A 19,154-nucleotide genomic window follows, 5' to 3' on the forward strand; every position below is an offset into this window, starting at 1 on the left:
TTGGAGGAATACTCTTTTAGTTTATCTTTTATTACTGTGTTAGCTCGTCTTGCCGTACTTCAGTACTGTCTGCGACTCGCTGCCTTGTACTAAAAGTAAACTAAAAGACTATAAAAGATGAAAACAGATTCACTTTCTTTATCTGAATTGCAAAGCCTATTTGCAGGGACAGCCGGTACCTGTAAATTTGTGATGGCAGGTGCCAATGGCTATTCTTGTCGCTATCCCAATGGACAGTGGGGCTATATTGTAACCAAGTCGCCGTTTGAAGCAACCAAAGATACGGTCGTAAATGGTTGGGTATCATCGATGGCTGGTGGATATTGGTCAGGAGGTAGACCTTAAATGAAGGAAGAAGAATTGTTGGAGCACTATTACAATCTCTTATTGAGTTCAAGCTTGCGACCAGACGAGCGGAAGATCCTGTTCGCTTATAAGCAAGACTTAATTGTTTCTAATAGAAAATGGAAAGATCGTTTTCTAACCATGGTTGAAGAAATTCGCCTTTTATCTCTCCGGAAGATTGGGGAGGAGGGACTTAGCCCGGATTTGGCGGAGTTCTATAAGAAAGTTGCTTTTATTGCCAAGGTGGAAGAGGAGAAAGCCAGGGGGCTGGCCTCCTTGGGAAACTTTTTTCATTAAGGATTTGTGAAAGTCGGGAACAGCTCCCGACTTTTTATGGCAATTTCAGTGATGAATGGCTGAAACTTATTTATACAATCAAATACACGATGCTTTATGTTTTCAAATTTTTACCATTCAGGACGCTTGGATGACATTTTGGGACTTTGTTGTTTGAAAACCGTGGATAAGTAGTAAAATGAAACTAGTAAAGTGCCGTGGATCCTAAAAAATCACTGTACGATCAATTTTAGGTTCACTTATAAGAAAGTGAGGAGCTTATGAAAAAACATGTGTCTGGGTTAATCGTAAATATCTTGAATCTCCTCTTGGATTGGGGATAAATACGGTGGCTTTAGTTTGTTTTTTAGCTCTATTAAAGGAAACACTTCGGAAACTTTTACAAGGAGTTGAAGACGAGTAAAACTGAGAAAATAGATTTCGTCTTTTCGAGACACTCCGAAAATAGTTGGAGGGAGTAGAAAAGCCCCCTATCTTGTAAGTCTGAAAATGGAGTTATGCTATGGCTTTATACTTTTTATTATTGTTTTTAGTGATAGAAATAGTTGTCTACAGGAAATACCGGAACCTTTTTAGAAAAGTTTCATTTGTGGATATCTTACTACTTCTTTGGAGCCTTGCTCAATTTCTGGATGGTTTTCGTTTAGGATATCTAATTATGATTTTTATCTGGCTGGGATTTATCTTAGTGGAGCTAAAGTGGGGGAGGAGTAAGAAAGATGAAAGGAGATAAGACGTGGATATTATAGTCTTTTAGTTTGCTTTTAGTACAAGGCAGCGAGTCGTAGACAGTACTGAAGTACGGCAAGACGAGCTAACACAGTAATAAAAGATAAACTAAAAGAGTATATGAAACGGCTCAACTAGTTTCACCAGTAGTATGTTATCCAATAGATTTCATGAGAACTTAAAACCCATCCAGAACGAGTTGTCTGGATGGGTTTTAAGAGTATACAAGCCTAAGTTGAAAAATGGAAAAAGAAATTTAATCTATACGTTCAAAGATTTCAAAAACCATCATCGCATCATCCCGGAATTCTATGCCTGCTTCTTGGAAATTGGGCTTAAAGAAAGCATCGTGAACCTTTCTCCAGTAGGCATAACTTAGGTCACCTTCTCCTTCCATGCGGGCTTGGTCGGGAGTGATTTCCTTGTAGGGAATGAGGAGGACTTCCTTTGTTTGGGTGATGCAAACGGGTTCTTGGGAGCCATCAAGGATAACATTGTATTCCCCAATTTGAGGTAAAGGGTCGTCCTTTCCATAGAGATTAAGCGCGGATGTAGTAGCCGTCTTTTTTCCGATTTTAACCAAATCAGCTAGCTCATCGGCTAGTTTAGGACTATCTCCAAAACTCCAAGCTTGGAATTTGGTTTGAGGAGGGAGCTTTTTCTTGGAACAAAAAGCAGCCCAGTAGTCGGAAATCTCGGATGTCATGTGTGAACCTTCTAATCTGTTAAGAAAAACCGGGGTTGTAAGTGTACAAGAGGAAGGATAACGAGGAGGCTAAAAGCGAGGGTTAGCAGTCCAGCTGTTCCATTTACACTGAGTGAGTAGATGATGGGGGACATTCCTTCAGGTGCATAATCAGACCAGAATAGAATTCCTGCCCAAAAATGAAAGAGGTAACGAACCAAAATAGCCGTGAAAGCAGCTAGAGTGGCTATTTTGATAGCCTGGCTCTTGTGGCCTTTTTTAAGAGCGGCCTTAAAGGAAGGGGCAAAGAAACCGGCCAGTCCCATAACGAGAAAGGCTAAAACATATTCAATGAATACTTGGGGAAGACTTAGATAATAAACCCTTGAAAGAAGAAAATGCAAGAGTCCCCAGCTGAGTCCAGCTAGTAAGCCTGGTTTCAATCCTCGTCTAAGAGAAAATAGAAGTAGGGGGATGGTACCAAAGGAAGGGGTAAACCAGGATGCAAAATCTGGTAGCATGGAGAGGGCCATAGCCAGGGCAGCAAAGATTGCTGCTTCTGTTAAGACGGATAAATTTTTGGACATAAAAAACTCCTTTCAGCAAGTGCGAAGGAGTGATGAAGTCATGGAAAGCTTTCCAAAAAGGTTAGCAACATTTCCCTACGCCAGTATTAACTGTGTCAGGTTCCATGGGTCTCTTCTTTCTATGATTTATCTAGTTGGATGAATCATGAAAGAAGATCTCAGCCTCAGCACCCCAAATGTTTTCTGAATTCATTTTACCATAGTAAGCGCTTTACTTCAAGAATCTATTCCTTTTTGAAAAGAGGTTATACTGGACAAACTTAAAAATCGGAATACTCGAAAAATTTCAAAAAAATGACTAGGAAAGCCGATGGTGGTAGAACTGAAGTTCACCGAAGAGGCTTGACAACGTCAGATTTTGAAATTTAATGAGTATTACAAAAAATCCTAGGTAAATACCTAGGATTAAGTCTAATTACGAGGACTCGCGAGTAAGCTGACAGGGAGAATATAGCCACTGTGATCAAGTGTCTGTCCTTTGATCCGTTTTAATAGAATCTCGACCATCAACTCAGCCATTTCAGAAATGGGCTGTTTAATAGTGGTTAATTGTGGGTGGTAGTGTTCAACATAGTGGGTGCCATCATAACCGACGACCTCTAAGTCTAGGTTCATGCTTTGGGCAATGTTTTGGACTTGGATTGCGGTTAGGTCATCCGAAGCGAAGATACCATCTGGTCGGTGATCTCTGAGGATTTGTCGAATTTCCATTTCCTTGCGTTGGGTGCTGTAGTGGGATGGAAGGTTGACAATGGGTGCCTGAGGGAGCACGCTGGCAAAGCCGGCGTGTCGGAGGCTGGTGGGAGAATTGGAGTCATCATTTCCTGTCAACATGAGAATGTTACTAGCTCCGGTTTTGAGGAGGTAGTTGGCGGCGATTTCGCCGCCACTATAGTTGTCAGATGCGACGACAGGGATGTCTGGGGAGAGGTTGCGGTCAAAGGCGACGATAGGGGCGGATACACGGTCGTAGTCGTTAATACCTAAGTTGTGGCTGGAAGAAATAATGCCATCTACTTGGTTGGCTTCTAGCATTTCCAAGTATTCCTTTTCCTTGTCTGGTTCTCCTTGACTATTACAGATGATGGTTTTATAGCCGTGTTTGAAGAGCTCTGCTTCAAGGGCATCGATTAACTCAGCATAGAATACATGGCCTAGCTTGGGGAAAATCAGGCCGACTAATTTGGCAGATTTTCCTTGCAGGCTGCGGGCCATATTATTGGGCTTATAGCCGAGTTCCCGCATGCTTTTGGTGACCTTATCAATGGTTTTCTGTGACAGGTAACCTTTGCGGTTGATGACACGAGAGACAGTAGTGGGGCTAACGCCGGCATGTTCGGCGACATCTGTTAGTTTAACGGCCATTGAACGAGAGTGGATAGTAGTGCCCAGTTACTTGTCCTTTTGTTAGATAGCAGCCTGTTTGGTCTTGACCTGGGAAGGCCCGACCGGATAGAACAAATTCTCCACCGTTGATAAAGATTTCAAAGGTTGATTGGTCGATAAAGAGTTGAAGTTTTGTGTCTCCTTCTGGGAGTTCCAAATCTCGACTTTCCCCATGTTCTAGATCGAAGCGATGTGCCAAACCGGAGCGATCGACGGTCAAACGACCAGCTTCACGGTCAATCTGAATGTCAAGTCCTTTTTTGTCTGCATTCGCAAAGAGTACCAGGTTGGCATCTTGCCCGGCGGGAACAGTGAGTTCTAACTCATAGCTGTTGTCAGTGTCAACACGATCCGCCCAAGCTTCTTGAGCTTGGCGAAGCTCCTTCATGGCTTCAACTGGCTCTTGGTAGAGTTTACCGTCTTTGAGGCTTAGCTTTTTAACGAGAGACATGCAGCCTTGGTGTTCAAAGGCATCTGATGGGTAGCTAACGTCTGGCAAGCCCATCCAAGAGATGGCATAGGCTGTTCCATCTGGGGCATTGAATCCTTGAGTAGCGTAGGTTTCAAATCCATAGTCGAATTGCATGAGGGATCCAACATCAACCATTTTTGCTGTGGTACTGTCAAACGATTGACCGATTTTATAGAGGTTTGGATAGATGTTCTGGTAGTCAAAAACGTTTTTATCCAAGCCTTGTGGGCAGTAGAGAAGCACCGGTTGTTGGTCGATAAAGACTAGGTTGGGACATTCCATCATATAAGCTGTGCGGTCGTTGGCAAAATCTAAGTCGCCCACCTCAGTCCAGTTGCGGATGTCCTTGTCCTCAGCCTTGTAGAGGCGGACAAAGCCCTTTTTCTCCAAATCTTGACCACCCACGATGGCATAGAACTCCCCTCCATATTGGAAGATTTGTGGGTCACGGAAGTGATCGGTCGCATCACTCGGTTGTTCAATCAGCACTTGATCGATTTTTTCCAAAGTGCCATCTTTATGAACGAAGGCACCAATTTGTTTAGGATGGCGAATCCAATTTTCGTCGCGTACATTTCCTGTATAAAATAAGAAGAGCTTGTCCTCTACCTGAAAGGCAGATCCGGAATAAGCGCCGTGGCTGTCAAGCGGGGTATCGGGAAGGACTTTTAGTCCAGTTTCTTTGAAGTTTACAAGGTCGTCACTTTCCAGTTGCACCCATTGCTTTAGGCCGTGAGCTGCGCCAAAGGGAAAGTTCTGATAAAAGAGAACCCACTTGCCATCAAAATAAGAAAATCCATTGGGGTCGTTGAGTAGCCCTGTGGCTGGCTCAACGTGGTAGTGGTTATGCCAAGGGGACTGGGCGTTGAGGTCTTTGAGTTCTTGAAGTTCCTTTTCTGTCCAGTCTTCGTAGCGTTTATAACGGTTTTCTGTAGTCCATTTCATAAAAGCGCCTCCATAGTTTTTTGCTATTTTATAGTAAATGTTTTCCTAAGAAAAATCAAGGGTTTACCCTGCCAAAAATATTTTTTCTGCAAAACGATTGACATATTTGCCAGATGTGGTAAAATAACAATTGTCAGAACGGTGTAAACCGTTTTCAAAAAATCAAAACAAGGAGTTGTCACATGGATAACAAGCAGATTGCCCAGTCCGTAATCGAAGCGCTTGGTGGACAGGAAAACGTGAACAGCGTTGCCCACTGTGCGACCCGCCTACGGGTAATGGTCAAAGACGAGTCCAAAATCGATAAGGAAACTGTTGAAAGTTTGGACAAGGTTCAAGGAGCCTTCTTTAACTCCGGTCAATACCAAATCATCTTTGGTACTGGTACCGTTAATAAAATTTATGATGAAGTCGTAGCATTGGGACTTCCAACCAGCTCAACTGGTGAGCAGAAAGCTGAAGCTGCTAAACAAGGTAACTGGTTCCAACGTTCTATCCGTACTTTCGGAGACGTATTCGTACCAATCTTGCCAGCTATCGTTGCGACTGGTCTCTTCATGGGGATCCGCGGAGCTATCAATAACGATGCTGTACTAGGTTTGTTTGGAACAACCTCAGAAGCTTTCTCAAGCACTGATTTCTACTTGTGGACACAAGTTCTTACAGATACTGCCTTCATCTTCTTCCCAGCCTTGATTGCTTGGTCTGCTTTCCGTGTATTCGGTGGTAACCCAGTTATCGGGATTGTTTTGGGCTTGATGATGGTTAGCCCAGCTCTTCCAAATGCTTGGGCTGTTGCTTCTGGTGATGCAGAACCATTGATGTTCTTTGGGTTCATCCCAGTCGTTGGCTACCAAAACTCAGTTCTTCCAGCCTTCTTTGTTGGTTTGCTTGGTGCAAAATTAGAGAAGTGGTTGCATAAGAAGGTTCCAGATGTGTTGGATCTCTTGTTGGTTCCATTCATTACCTTCTTGGTGATGTCTGTTCTTGGACTTTTTGTCATCGGACCGATCTTCCACTCTGTTGAAAATATCGTACTTGCAGCAACAACTGCAATCCTTGCCTTGCCATTTGGTCTCGCAGGATTGATTCTTGGTGGCGTTCACCAATTGATTGTGGTAACTGGGGTTCACCACATCTTCAACTTGTTGGAAGCACAATTGATTGCCAATACTGGACGTGATCCATTTAACGCCATCATTACTGCTGCTATGACCGCTCAAATGGGTGCAACTCTTGCGGTTGGTGTTAAAACAAAAGATAAAAAACTCAAAGCTCTTGCCTTCCCAGCAGCACTTTCTGCCAGCTTGGGTATCACAGAGCCAGCTATCTTCGGGGTTAACCTTCGTTTTGGAAAACCATTTGTAATGGGATTGATTGCCGGTGCAGCCGGTGGTTGGTTGGCATCCATCATGAACCTTGCCGGAACAGGATTTGGTGTAACCATTATCCCAGGAACTCTCCTTTACCTTAACGGTCAATTGTTGCAATACATCATCATGGTTCTTGCAACGACTGGTCTTGGATTCGGTTTGACTTATGCTTTCGGTTATAACGAAAAAGAAGAAGAGGTCGAAGAAGTTGAAGCGGCTGTCGAAGCAGCGCAAATGGTTGGTTTGCAAGACGAAGCCGTAGCAACTCCAGTTGAAGGAGAAACGGTTGCTCTTGAAACTGTAAATGACCCAGTCTTCTCTAGTGGTGCAATGGGAAGCGGTATTGCAATCAAACCTAGCCAAGGTGTGGTTTATGCTCCAGCAGATGCAACGGTTACAGTTGCTTTTGAAACTGGACATGCGTATGGTTTGAAAACAGATAAGGGTGCTGAACTCTTGATCCACGTTGGGATCGATACAGTTTCTATGGCTGGTAAAGGATTTGAACAAAAAGTTCAATCTGGTGCCAAAGTGAAAGCAGGTGATGTCTTGGGTACCTTTGATTCAGCAGCAATCGCTGAAGCAGGACTTGAAGATACAACCATGTTTATCGTAACCAACACTGCTGAATACGGACAAATTTCTCCAGTAGAAGCTGGACAAGCTGTCCAAAAAGGTTCAGAAGTTCTTAGCCTTTCTGCTAAATAAGTGTTAAAATAAAAGGGCCGAGACAGTTCAGTCTCGGCCTTAACTATGTTATAAAAAGCTAAAAATCACACAAAAAACGAGGAGGTCTCGCATGTCTGAAAAACTTTATGCTAGTTTGGAAGCTGGCGGAACGAAATTTGTCTGTGCTGTCGGCGACAGTAATTTTGAAGTCGTGGAAAAAATTCAATTCCCGACAACGACACCTGAGGAAACCATTGGCCAAGCCATTGAATTTTTCTCAAAATTTGACTTGGCAGGTCTAGCCATTGGTTCCTTTGGGCCACTGGATATTGCCCATAGTTCGGAAACCTATGGGTATATCACCACAACCCCTAAACCTCACTGGGCCAATGTTGATTTGGTGGCTCCGTTTAAAGATGCTTTGGAGATTCCAGTTTATGTGACCACCGATGTAAACTCTTCTGCCTTTGGTGAAATTGTTGCCCGAAACCATAAAGTCAATCATTTGGTTTACTATACCATTGGTACAGGTATTGGTGCGGGTGTTATCCAGGATGGTTTATTTATTGGCGGACAAGGGCATCCTGAAATGGGACATGTTCCGGTTGCTGTGCATGATTTAGACCGCGAGGCTGGTTTTGAAGGGGTCTGCCCTTTCCATGGTGCTTGCTTGGAAGGCATGGCAGCTGGCCCAAGTCTAGAAGCTCGCACCGGTATTCGCGGAGAAAATATTGGTTTGGACTCAGATGTCTGGGATATTCAAGCCTACTATATTGCACAGGCAGCTGTTCAGGCTACAGTTACCTTCCGTCCACAAGTTATTGTCTTTGGGGGTGGGGTTATGGCTCAAGAACATATGTTGAAACGCGTCCACCAACAGTTCGAGAAATTGTTGAATGGTTACCTTCCAGTTCCGGATCTCAACGATTACATTGTTACCCCAGCTGTGCCTGACAATGGGTCAGCGACCTTGGGTAATTTCGTCTTGGCTAAGGAAGTGAGTGAATCCTAAGATGGCACCTGAAATTATTCGGGATCAGGTATTTCTTAGCCGGCCGTCAGCTCCTGTCACTCCTCTGGATTTGGGCTTGGCAGAGCAATTACGGATTGCTCTGGCCGCGAATCGAGATCGGTGCGTGGGCTTGGCCGCCAATATGATTGGCCATTCCAAACAAGCTATGATTATCAGCATGGCTCCAGGTCTGGATTTAGTCCTCTTCAATCCTAAAATCCTTAGTCAATCGGAACCATATGAGACGGAGGAAGGATGCTTGTCTCTGGATGGAGTCCGGCCAACGAAACGCCATCGGAAACTCCGCATCTCTTATCTGGATCAACAATTTCAGCCCCAGGAGCTGGATTTAGAAGGTTTCCCCGCTCAGATTTTCCAACATGAGTGGGACCACTTTCAGGGGATTTTGATTTAAAAAACTCACTCGCTAAAACAAGTGGCGAGTGAGTTTTTTGCCAGGAGAAGAAAGCTCTTCCTAGCTTGACATTTGGCTAAAAGATGATACCATTAAATCAAGTTATAAAACGTTTACAGAGGTGATAAAAATGGCTGAGAAATCGTGGTTTCAAAAACGAATTGGTTCCTTGTTTTCAAATAAGGATGCTGAGGAACAAGGGGAGATGATTGTAGCGAGTCCTGTGGCAGGCGAAGTTTTACCTTTGGAAGAAGTGAATGATCCCGTTTTTGCAAGTGGCGCAATGGGAACCGGTTATGCCGTGAAGCCAGTAACCGATGTAGCTTATGCACCCGTTAGTGGAGAAGTGACGATTGCCTTTGAAACGGGGCATGCTTATGGTTTGCGTACTGCTCAAGGTGTAGAGCTCTTGGTTCATATTGGGATTGATACTGTTTCCTTAGAGGGAGAAGGCTTTGATGCCAAGGTGAAACAGGGACAAAAGGTTGAAGCAGGAGATGTTTTGGCTCAGTTTGATCCCCTTGTGATTGCGGAAGCCGGCTTGGAAGCAACGACCATGATTATTGTGACCAACCCTGCAGAGTTTTCACAAATGGACCGCTTGGCCCAAGAGACTGCAGAAGAAGGAGATGCGCTATTTGCCTTGAAGCGGCCTGAATAAAAGGCAAGATTGTAGACAGGGAGCAATTTTTTTAGAAAACTTTCATGAAAATGGGGGTGGCCCCCTTAACCAGAGAGAGTGGGACAGAACGATTTTAATTGTAAAAATCGTTCGTTACAAGTCTTTATTTCATGTTGTAAGCTGAAACGGTTTATCCTCAAACCGTTTCACTCCCACCTCCGGTCTAAAGGCATGTTGAATGCCTTTAGAGCTTATAGATGAAATGAACGAAGTTCATGTCAAAGTTGATTAGGTAGTTTTCGGAGGTCAAAGAGTCAGAAATTGACTCTTTGAGTTTCTGGATAAGAGAACATGAAATGTTCTCTCAATAAAAGCGAACGAAAATACCAATCAACCACTGCGTCAAAGTGATTTCACTAATGAGAATAGGAAGGTCGAGACATTTGTTCGAACCTTTTTTCATTTTTGGGTAAAATTTTCAAGATGGCCTAGATTGTGATATAATGAAGGGCAGTAGAAAAAAATGAACAAGTAAGGAAAACAATGGCAAATTTATTAAAATCCATTATTGAAAACGACCGAGGGGAACTTCGGAAAATTGAACGGATGGCAGACCGTGTTTTCTCTTATGAAGAGGAAATGGCTGCTTTAACAGATGAGGAACTGAAGGCAAAGACCGAAGAATTTAAAGATCGCTATGCAGATGGTGAATCCTTGGATGATCTCTTGTATGAGGCTTTTGCGGTTGTACGTGAGGGTGCTAAACGGGTCCTCGGACTTTTCCCTTATAAGGTACAGGTGATGGGGGGGATTGTTCTTCACCATGGTGACGTGCCTGAAATGCGTACCGGTGAGGGAAAGACCCTGACTGCGACCATGCCGGTTTATCTCAATGCTATTTCTGGCCAAGGAGTTCACGTAGTTACAGTGAATGAGTACTTGAGTGAGCGGGATGCGACTGAGATGGGGGAGCTTTATTCTTGGTTGGGTCTGTCTGTTGGGATTAACTTGGCTTCCAAGTCACCAATGGAGAAACGTCAAGCCTACGCCTGTGACATTACCTACTCTACCAATGCGGAAATCGGTTTCGATTATCTCCGTGATAACATGGTGGCTCGTCCAGAGGACATGGTCCAACGCCGCTTGAATTATGCTCTTGTTGACGAGGTTGACTCTATCTTGATTGATGAGGCGCGGACGCCTTTGATCGTATCTGGACCAACCTCATCTGAAACCAACCAGTTGTATTACTTGGCAGACCGCTATGTGAAAACCTTGGAGGAGGAGGACTATATCATTGATGTCCCATCCAAGACCATTGGACTCTCAGATTCTGGAATCGACAAGGCCGAAGCCTACTTCAAGTTGGATAACCTCTATGATATCGAACACGTGGCCTTGACTCACTTTATCGATAACGCTCTTCGGGCCAACTACATCATGACCTTGGATATCGATTATGTCGTGAGTCCGGAACAAGAAATTTTGATCGTTGACCAGTTTACCGGTCGGACCATGGAAGGTCGACGCTTCTCTGATGGCTTGCACCAAGCCATTGAAGCCAAGGAAGCTGTTCCGATTCAAGATGAAAGTAAAACATCGGCTTCGATTACCTATCAAAATCTATTCCGGATGTATAAAAAGCTATCTGGGATGACCGGGACCGGGAAAACTGAGGAAGAAGAATTCCGTGAAATCTACAACATTCGGATTATTCCAATTCCAACTAACCGTCCTGTACAACGGATTGACCATCCAGACCTCTTGTATCCAAGCTTGGAAGCCAAATTCAAGGCTGTCGTTCAAGAAGTTAAAGAGCGTTATGAAAAGCGCCAACCGGTTCTTGTGGGTACCGTATCGGTGGATACCAGTGATTACCTTTCACAAAAATTGGTAGAAGCTGGAGTTCCTCACGAAGTCTTGAATGCCAAGAACCATTACAAGGAAGCTCAGATCATCATGAATGCTGGTCAGCCTGGTGCGATTACAATTGCGACCAACATGGCTGGTCGGGGAACCGATATCAAGTTGGGTGAAGGGGTTCGTGAAAATGGAGGTCTCTGCGTTATCGGTACGGAACGCCACGAAAGCCGGCGGATTGATAACCAGCTTCGTGGACGTGCCGGTCGTCAGGGAGATCCAGGTGAATCTCAATTCTACCTATCACTTGAAGATGATTTGATGCGCCGTTTTGGTTCTGAGCGGATTAAGGCTCTCTTGGATCGGATGAATCTGTCAGAAGAAGAGTCCGTAATTCGTTCTGGTATGTTGACGCGTCAAGTGGAGGCGGCTCAGAAGCGGGTTGAAGGGAATAACTACGATACTCGGAAACAGGTCTTGCAATACGATGACGTGATGCGGGAGCAACGAGAAATTATCTACCGGGAACGGTACGATGTGATTTCTGCTGATCGAGACTTAGCCCCTGAAATCCACGCGATGATTCGTCGGACCATCCAACGCCAAGTGGAAAATCATAGCCGTTCCTCCAAGGAAGAACGCCTAGAAGCTCTTTACAATTTTGCCCATTACTGTATTGTGCCGGAAGATGAAATCGAGAAAGAAGATTTGGAAGGGCTTAATGATGCGGCGATGGTGGATTACTTGTATGACTTGGCCATGGATGTCTATGATGATCAAGTTTCCAAGTTGCAAGACGAAGCGGCAGTTAAGGAATTCCAGAAAGTCTTGATTTTACGGGTTGTGGATAACAAGTGGACCGATCATATCGACGCCCTGGATCAGTTGCGGAATGCGGTTGGACTACGTGGTTATGCACAAAATAACCCTGTTGTTGAGTATCAGGCTGAAGGTTTCCGCATGTTTAATGACATGATTGCTTCCTTGGAGTACGATGTGACCCGCTTAATGATGAAAGCACAAATTCATCAACAGGAACGTCCTCGTACAGAGCATAAGATCACTACAACAGCAACTCGGAATATTGCAGCAGAAGGCAGGGAATTACCAGGTGATATCGATCTAAGTAAGGTTGGTCGGAATGACCTCTGTCCATGTGGTTCCGGTAAAAAATTCAAGAACTGTCATGGTCGTCGTTTGTAAGAATTAAAAGTAGAGGAGTGTGGGCAGTCAAGCTCCACTCCTTTTTCTAGCGAATGCTCTTTCCATTTCAAAAACGAACGTTGTCAAGGTTGTGACAAAAGTCTCAACGGTCCTATTTTAGTTAGTGAATTCACTTTGACGCAGTGGTTGATTGGTCAAACAGCTAAATGGCTGTTTGAGGTATCAGATGTTCGCTTTTATTGAGAGAACATTTCATGTTCTCTTATCCAGATACTCAAAGAGTCAATTCCTGACTCTTTGACCATCCTATCTCAAAAGCCACAAGGTCATCTGTTTCTTGGAAACAATCACCGTCGTTTTTTCTAGCCTTGTTTGAAGTGAATCGAGTCTTTCGATGTTGGAATTGGTTAAGAATATGATTATTGGACATGGAATCGATGTGGAGAACTTGTCTTCGATTGCGAGTGTTATGGAGCGAAAGCCAGGATTTGTCGGCAAGGTTTTAACCCCAGCAGAGCAAGTTGTTTTTGAAGGCTTAAGTCCCAAACGGAAATTGGAATATGTTGGTGGTCGCTGGTCGGCCAAGGAGGCCTTTGCCAAGGCTTGGGGCACAGGTATTGGGGCAGGTCTATTGGGGTTTCAAGATTTAGAAATTTTAAATACGGATGACGGGGCGCCCTACTTTTCCAAATCCCCCTTTGCGGGAAAGGTCTGGGTTTCCATTAGTCACACTAAAACTCTTGTTCAAGCCAGTGTTATTTTAGAGGAGGTTAGTCATGAAAACGAGTCCGCATCGGCCGACTAAGGCGGTAATTTCTTTGGAGGCTATTGCCTATAATATTGGGCAGGTTGCCAGTCGATTGCCAGACAAGACTCTCAAAATGGCAGTGGTTAAGGCTAACGCCTACGGTCATGGTGCTGTGGCGGTTTCTCATTATATTCAAGGGATTGTAGATGCTTTTGGGGTCTCCAATATTGATGAAGCCTTAGAGTTACGTGAAAGTGGAATCACCAAAGAGATCCTAGTCTTGGGAGTGACAGCTTATGCGGCGGTCTCTTTGGCACAAGAGCACGATATTTGCTTGACGGTGGCTAGCCTAGACTGGGTGCAGGAACTCTTGTCTATGGGGCAGAGTTTAGAAGGTTTGCGGGTTCACCTCAAGGTTGACTCTGGCATGGGACGGATTGGTTTCCGTTCTGCAACTGAAATCCAGCAAGCCCAGCGAGCTTTACAAGCCCAGGGAGTTGAAGTAGAGGGGCTTTTCACTCATTTTGCGACTGCTGATGAGGTAGATGCTAGTTATTTTGAGGAACAAGGACAGCGCTTTATCAACCTTTTGGAAGAGTTGGAGGAGGTCCCAGCCTTGGTGCACGCTTCCAATTCAGCAACCAGCATTTGGCATCCCGAGACCGTTTTGAACATGGTTCGCTTGGGCAATATTATTTACGGTATGAATCCAAGTGGGCGTACTTTGGAGCTTCCTTTTGAAATTAAAGCAGCCTTGTCCCTGGAATCCGAACTAGTCCATGTTAAGAAAATAGCTTCCCAGCAAGGAGTGGGCTATGGGAAAACTTACGTCAGCCAAGAGGAAGAGTATATTGGGACCCTCCCTTTAGGCTATGCGGATGGGTGGACGCGTGATATGCAAGATTTTGAAGTTCTGGTTGATGGTGTTTTTTGTCCGATTGTCGGTCGGGTTTCCATGGACCAGTTAACCATTCGCTTGCCCAAGGCTTATCCAATTGGAACGAAAGTAACCTTGATTGGCAGCAGTGGTCAGGAGAGGATTGATGTGACCCAGGTTGCTGAATACAGGGGGACCATTAATTACGAAGTTGTTTGCTTGCTCAGTGATCGTATTCCTCGTGTTTATCGAAAATAGGTGAGTTATGAATTTGCATCAACCCTTAACCGTATTAGCGGGAGTGGGTCCCAAATCGGCTGAGAAGTGGGCTCGTTTAGGGATTGAAACCTTACAAGACCTGCTCTTGTATTTCCCTTTCCGCTATGAAGATTTTAAACATAAATCCGTTTTTGATTTGGAAGATGGTGAGAAGGCTGTTTTGTCGGGTGTCGTTGTCCGTCCGGCCAGTGTTCAGTACTATGGCTATAAGCGTAACCGCGTTCGTTTATCCATTCAACAAGAGCAGGTTGTGATTGGCGTCACCTTTTTTAACCAACCCTATTTGGTGGATAAGATTCAGATGGGGGCGACTGTTGCGGTTTATGGCAAGTGGGACCAGGCTAAAAATAGTCTAACGGGTATGAAGTTTTTGACCCAAATTGACCAGGATCTGCAGCCGGTATATCACGTGGCCCAGGGGATTTCTCAGGCTAGTCTGGTAAAGTTGATTCGACAGGTTATCGATGAGGGGCTTCATCAGTTACTGGAAGAGAATGTGCCACAAGTATTACGGGAACGCTACCGCCTGTTAGACCGCGTTACAGCAGTGGAGTATATGCATTTTCCACCAGATTTAGCAGCTTACAAACAAGCCCTTCGGCGGATTAAGTTTGAGGAACTCCTCTATTTCCAACTGCCTTTGCAGTTACTTAAAAGAGAACAGGGCAAACCGGGAGATGGGGAAGTTCTAACCTATTCACCGGATCTCCTGGCCCAGGCTAAGGCCAACCTTCCTTTTTCGCTCACGCAAGCCCAGGAGAAGGTCCTGCAGGACATCTTGGCAGACATGGCCAGTGACCGTCAGATGAGTCGCTTGCTACAGGGGGATGTGGGAAGTGGAAAAACGATTGTGGCTGCCTTGGCCATGTATGCCGCTTTTACCGCAGGTTTCCAAGCAGCACTCATGGTGCCAACGGAAATCTTGGCTGAGCAACATTTGGAGAGCTTGGACCAGCTCTTCCCGGATGTTCACAAAGTCTTGCTCAAGGGGAGTCAGACGGGATCGATCAGGCGGGAGGTCTTGGAGCAAATTGCCTCTGGCGAGGCGGCTTTTGTCATTGGAACGCATGCGCTGATTCAGGATGGGGTGACCTATGAGAAACTGGGGCTGATTATTGTGGACGAACAACACCGCTTTGGGGTGAAGCAGAGGCGCGCCTTACGGGAAAAAGGTCTGCGTCCAGATGTGTTGATGATGACGGCGACGCCCATTCCAAGGACCCTGGCTATCACGGCTTACGGAGACTTAGATATCTCGATTATTGACCAGTTGCCAGCAGGCCGGAAACCGATCGTAACGCGGTGGGTTAAGCATGAGCAACAGGAGCAGGTCTACACCTGGTTAAAAGAGGAAGTTCAGCAGAAAGCGGCACAAGCTTATGTGATTTCCCCTTTGATTGAGGAGTCGGAAGCACTGGATTTAAAAAATGCTCAGGATTTGCAGGCAGAATTGCAGTCTTTCTTAGGTCAAGGAATAGAGGTTGGCTTACTTCATGGACGAATGAAGGCAGCTGAAAAAGATCAGGTCATGGACCGCTTTAAGGCCGGCCAACTCAAAGTTCTGGTCTCGACGACCGTTATTGAGGTTGGGGTCAACGTTCCCAATGCTTCCATCATGATTATCGTTGATGCTGACCGTTTTGGTCTCAGTCAGCTCCACCAGCTACGTGGGCGTGTCGGACGGGGTTCAACCCAATCCTACGCTGTACTGATTGCCAATCCCAAAACAGAAACCGGAAAATCACGGATGAAAATTATGACCGAGACCACTGATGGTTTTCGTTTGGCGGAGGAAGATCTGAAAATGCGAGGGTCTGGTGAGATTTTTGGGACCCGGCAATCTGGATTACCGGAATTTCAGGTGGCGGATATTCTAGAGGATTTTCCTATTTTAGAAGAGGCTAGAAAGGTAGCTCAGGAAATTGTCCAAGACCCGGATTGGCGTAGCAATCCCTTATGGAAAGAAATTGTGTGGAATTTAGAAGAAAAATCACTTTTGGATTAATATACTGTAGAGTGCTAGGCGCGTGCGTGTCTAGCCGATTCTTTTGTGCCAAAAAAGCCGAGTTAAAAAACTTCGGCTTTAAGTGATTGTGAAGGAGGACCTTGTTACCCTTCTATATAAGCTTTAAGGGAATCGCCAGTTAGACCTGCGTTGAGGGCGATGAGGAGTTTGAGTCGGGCCTTGGGTGCATTGAGTTCCTTAACAAAGTAGATGCCCTTGTTGGCAAGGTCTTGCCCGCCACCAGGATAGGCATAAACGGGTTCAGCAATCCCATTGAAACAACGGGAGACCAGGGCGACAGGAATACCAGCTTGAACGAGTTCTTCCAGCTTTTCTGCTACAAGCGGAGGAATGTTTCCAGCCCCAAAGGCTTCGATAATGAGACCATCCAGTTGGGAACGATCAATCATTGCTAATAACTCCCCATCCATTCCAGTGTAGACCGGAAGGATGGGAACCAATCCTTGAATATCTTCTAAATCAAAGCGGACCCGTTCCTGAGCTTGTTTGAAATAGAGGGTTTCCTTCTTCATGATGAGGCCTAGAGGCCCATGGGTTGGGGTTTGGAAGGTGGAGACATTGGTAGTATGGGTTTTGGTTACATACTTAGCAGCGTGGATTTCATCATTCATGACGACTAAAACTCCCTTATCTCTCGCTTGCTCATCCGCTGCCACGCGGATGGCGGCTTGGAAGTTGTAGACACCATCGCTTCCTAATTCATTAGAGGAACGCATAGCCCCAGTTATGACTACAGGAATTGGTGGCAGATCCATGGTATCTAGAAAGTAGGCTGTTTCTTCCAAAGTGTCTGTTCCATGTGTAATCACCACCCCATCCACTTGATGGGCATAGGCTTTGATCGTTTTGAAAAGTTGGAGCATATGGGTAGGTGTCATTTGCGGACTTGGGAGGTTCAGCAAGTCAACCGAGAGTAGTTGCACATTCTCCAGCCCCGCTTGAATCTGCACCATGGGATTTTTTTCATTGGTTGAAACCCGTCCTTGCTCATCCGCCTGCATGGAAATTGTCCCCCCTGTGTGAAGGGCCAAGATTCGTTTCATAAGTAACCTCATCTCTTTTTTTCTTTCATTTTATCATACTGAAGCCACGATTATGATAAAATAAAAAGAAGTAAATGCGCAGATAAGAGGACTAGAATGGATATAAAAGCGGTATTTTTTGACATTGATGGGACCTTGGTAAATGATAGCCGCCAGGTGCTGAAGTCAACCAAAAAGGCGATTGCATCGCTTAAAAAACAAGGAATCATGGTGGGATTGGCGACAGGTAGAGGCCCCTTCTTTGTTCAGGAATTTATGGAGGAATTGAATCTAGATTTTGCCGTGACCTACAATGGCCAATATATCTTTAGTCCTAATGGTCTTCTTTATGCCCAGACTTTATCCAAAAAAGAAGTGGTGGATGTCTTGGCCTATGCTAAGGAGAATGGTAAGGAGATTGCACTGGGGCGAGCTGATGGGATGTTGGGCTCACGAATTATGTCTTTCGGTATGTCTTCCTTGACTCAAGGCCTGCATCGCTTTATTCCTGGTAAATTGTCGGGCTTGGTCAGTCAATCTTTTAATAAGGTGGTTAGTCGGTTTGTTCCCCAAGACTATAAGGAATTGGAAGCTATTGCTCGCGAACCTATTTACCAAATCCTAATGCTGGCCACCAGCAAAGAGGGCAAGGAAGTTGCTGAGCACTTTCCCCATCTAAAATTTACCCGCTCCAGTCCTTACGCATCAGATATCATTAGTCCTGGCATGTCCAAATTGGAAGGGATCCGAATTCTTGGAAAAGAGTTTGGCTTTGACCTAGACCAAGTCATGGCCTTTGGGGACTCAGACAATGACTTTGAAATGCTTTCAGGGGTTGGCTTGTCTATTGCTATGGGAAATGGGTCCAGCCGCATCAAAAAAGTTGCCCAGCACACCACCAGTTCCAACACGGAAGATGGTATCCATGAAGCTCTGTCTTACTTTGGATTTTTAGGTAACGAACCCATTTTTGTCAGTCAAGATACCAGTTTCAATAAGGTTAAACAATTTCATGGTCTGATGGATCAGCGAACGCAAGAAGCTCCCAGAGCCTGGACTTGCCAAGATGCTGGCCACCGCGCTGCCTTTACCATTGAAGAATTGGTTGAATTTGTCCACGCTGCTAGTTCCTCTAGCGAGGAGTTTGAAGAGACTGTAAGCAAACTCCATCAGGCCCTTGACCAGGCCAAGGAAAAAGTTACAGCCAAAGAAGGAGGCCCACAGGTGGATTTAGTCAAACAAGCGGATGCTTTGGTTGACCTTCTCTATTTCACCTATGGCCATTTTGTCTTAATGGGAGTAGACCCAGCTCCAATTTTTGACCTTGTCCACCAGGCGAACATGGGAAAAATTTTTCCAGACGGCAAAGCCCACTTTGATCCCCAAACCCATAAAATTTTGAAACCAGAGGATTGGGAAGAAAACTATGCCCCAGAGCCCGGTATCAAAAAAGAATTGCAACGCCAAAAAAAGGCTTACCACAAACACCACAGCAAAAAAGACGCCAACTAAGGCAATGTCATTAAGTTAAGACCTAGAATTTAGAATAAGACCACATTTGAAAGCTCATAATTACATCAGACTTTCAAATGTGGTCTTTTTGTGCACGCCAAATAAAGGTTTTTGTGACCTTTTTTAAAA

Annotated in this window: 16 protein-coding genes and 1 riboswitch; of the genes, 11 read left to right on the forward strand and 5 right to left on the reverse strand. The window is 45.0% G+C overall.

The features are described 5' to 3' along the window. Positions 1–117 precede the first annotated feature (117 nt). Both I2503_RS03690 and I2503_RS03695 read left to right on the forward strand, forming a co-directional pair. On the forward strand, positions 118–345 hold the full coding sequence (locus I2503_RS03690) for a garvicin Q family class II bacteriocin (RefSeq protein WP_196967058.1): 228 nt from the start codon (positions 118–120) through the stop codon (positions 343–345). Further along, positions 346–642 carry a bacteriocin immunity protein gene (locus I2503_RS03695; protein WP_196967059.1) on the forward strand — a complete coding sequence of 99 codons (297 nt, stop codon included), beginning with the start codon at positions 346–348 and terminating at the stop codon, positions 640–642. It begins immediately after the preceding gene. A gap of 985 nt (positions 643–1,627) precedes the next feature. On the opposite strand, the gene I2503_RS03700 is transcribed toward I2503_RS03695, so the two are convergent. From I2503_RS03700 to I2503_RS03715, 4 genes are all read right to left on the reverse strand, one after another. Beyond that, the gene (locus tag I2503_RS03700; RefSeq protein WP_196967060.1) at positions 1,628–2,077 is read right to left on the reverse strand and encodes an ASCH domain-containing protein; all 450 of its coding nucleotides are present in this window, start codon (positions 2,075–2,077) and stop codon (positions 1,628–1,630) included. A gap of 11 nt (positions 2,078–2,088) precedes the next feature. Then, positions 2,089–2,643 carry an energy-coupled thiamine transporter ThiT gene (thiT, locus tag I2503_RS03705; RefSeq protein WP_196091812.1) on the reverse strand — a complete coding sequence of 185 codons (555 nt, stop codon included), beginning with the start codon at positions 2,641–2,643 and terminating at the stop codon, positions 2,089–2,091. 55 nt (positions 2,644–2,698) lie between these two features. Then, positions 2,699–2,828, reverse strand: a riboswitch (TPP riboswitch). Positions 2,829–3,054: 226 nt separating this feature from the next. Then, positions 3,055–4,008 (reverse strand): LacI family DNA-binding transcriptional regulator, encoded by a 954-nt coding sequence (locus I2503_RS03710; RefSeq protein WP_196967061.1) that lies wholly within the window; start codon positions 4,006–4,008, stop codon positions 3,055–3,057. Continuing rightward, the gene (locus I2503_RS03715; protein ID WP_196091810.1) at positions 3,998–5,446 is read right to left on the reverse strand and encodes a sucrose-6-phosphate hydrolase; all 1,449 of its coding nucleotides are present in this window, start codon (positions 5,444–5,446) and stop codon (positions 3,998–4,000) included. The genes I2503_RS03710 and I2503_RS03715 overlap by 11 nt, the downstream gene beginning before the upstream one ends. A 182-nt stretch (positions 5,447–5,628) precedes the next feature. Between I2503_RS03715 and I2503_RS03720 the strand changes: the two genes are divergently transcribed. The 8 genes from I2503_RS03720 (at position 5,629) to recG (ending at position 16,470) form a co-directional block, all read left to right on the forward strand. Next, positions 5,629–7,527, forward strand: coding sequence for a sucrose-specific PTS transporter subunit IIBC (locus tag I2503_RS03720; protein WP_196967062.1), 1,899 nt, complete (start codon positions 5,629–5,631; stop codon positions 7,525–7,527). 91 nt (positions 7,528–7,618) lie between these two features. Continuing rightward, positions 7,619–8,500: a fructokinase ScrK gene (gene scrK / locus I2503_RS03725; RefSeq protein WP_196091808.1), complete on the forward strand. Its 882-nt coding sequence runs from the start codon at positions 7,619–7,621 to the stop codon at positions 8,498–8,500. A 1-nt stretch (position 8,501) separates the two neighbouring features. Then, positions 8,502–8,915, forward strand: coding sequence for a peptide deformylase (locus tag I2503_RS03730; RefSeq protein ID WP_196091807.1), 414 nt, complete (start codon positions 8,502–8,504; stop codon positions 8,913–8,915). 130 nt (positions 8,916–9,045) lie between these two features. Further along, on the forward strand, positions 9,046–9,576 hold the full coding sequence (locus I2503_RS03735; protein WP_196091806.1) for a PTS glucose transporter subunit IIA: 531 nt from the start codon (positions 9,046–9,048) through the stop codon (positions 9,574–9,576). Positions 9,577–10,080: 504 nt separating this feature from the next. Continuing rightward, positions 10,081–12,600: a preprotein translocase subunit SecA gene (gene secA / locus I2503_RS03740; protein ID WP_196967063.1), complete on the forward strand. Its 2,520-nt coding sequence runs from the start codon at positions 10,081–10,083 to the stop codon at positions 12,598–12,600. Positions 12,601–12,976: 376 nt separating this feature from the next. Then, positions 12,977–13,366 (forward strand): holo-ACP synthase, encoded by a 390-nt coding sequence (gene acpS, locus I2503_RS03745; protein ID WP_196091816.1) that lies wholly within the window; start codon positions 12,977–12,979, stop codon positions 13,364–13,366. Further along, the gene (alr, locus tag I2503_RS03750) at positions 13,338–14,444 is read left to right on the forward strand and encodes an alanine racemase (protein ID WP_196967064.1); all 1,107 of its coding nucleotides are present in this window, start codon (positions 13,338–13,340) and stop codon (positions 14,442–14,444) included. Before acpS ends, alr begins: the two co-directional genes overlap by 29 nt. Before the next feature lie 7 nt (positions 14,445–14,451). Next, complete coding sequence (recG, locus tag I2503_RS03755) at positions 14,452–16,470, forward strand: ATP-dependent DNA helicase RecG (RefSeq protein WP_196967065.1); 2,019 nt, start codon at positions 14,452–14,454, stop codon at positions 16,468–16,470. 104 nt (positions 16,471–16,574) lie between these two features. On the opposite strand, the gene I2503_RS03760 is transcribed toward recG, so the two are convergent. Then, a complete protein-coding gene (locus I2503_RS03760; RefSeq protein WP_282097724.1) occupies positions 16,575–17,546 on the reverse strand; it encodes an asparaginase in 972 nt (323 codons plus the stop codon). 84 nt (positions 17,547–17,630) lie between these two features. On the opposite strand from I2503_RS03760, the gene I2503_RS03765 reads away from it, so the two are divergent. After that, on the forward strand, positions 17,631–19,025 hold the full coding sequence (locus tag I2503_RS03765; protein ID WP_196967067.1) for a Cof-type HAD-IIB family hydrolase: 1,395 nt from the start codon (positions 17,631–17,633) through the stop codon (positions 19,023–19,025). Positions 19,026–19,154: the final 129 nt, after the last annotated feature.

The sequence above is a fragment of the Streptococcus sp. NLN64 genome (assembly GCF_015831295.1).
In the GTDB taxonomy this organism is placed as follows: domain Bacteria; phylum Bacillota; class Bacilli; order Lactobacillales; family Streptococcaceae; genus Streptococcus.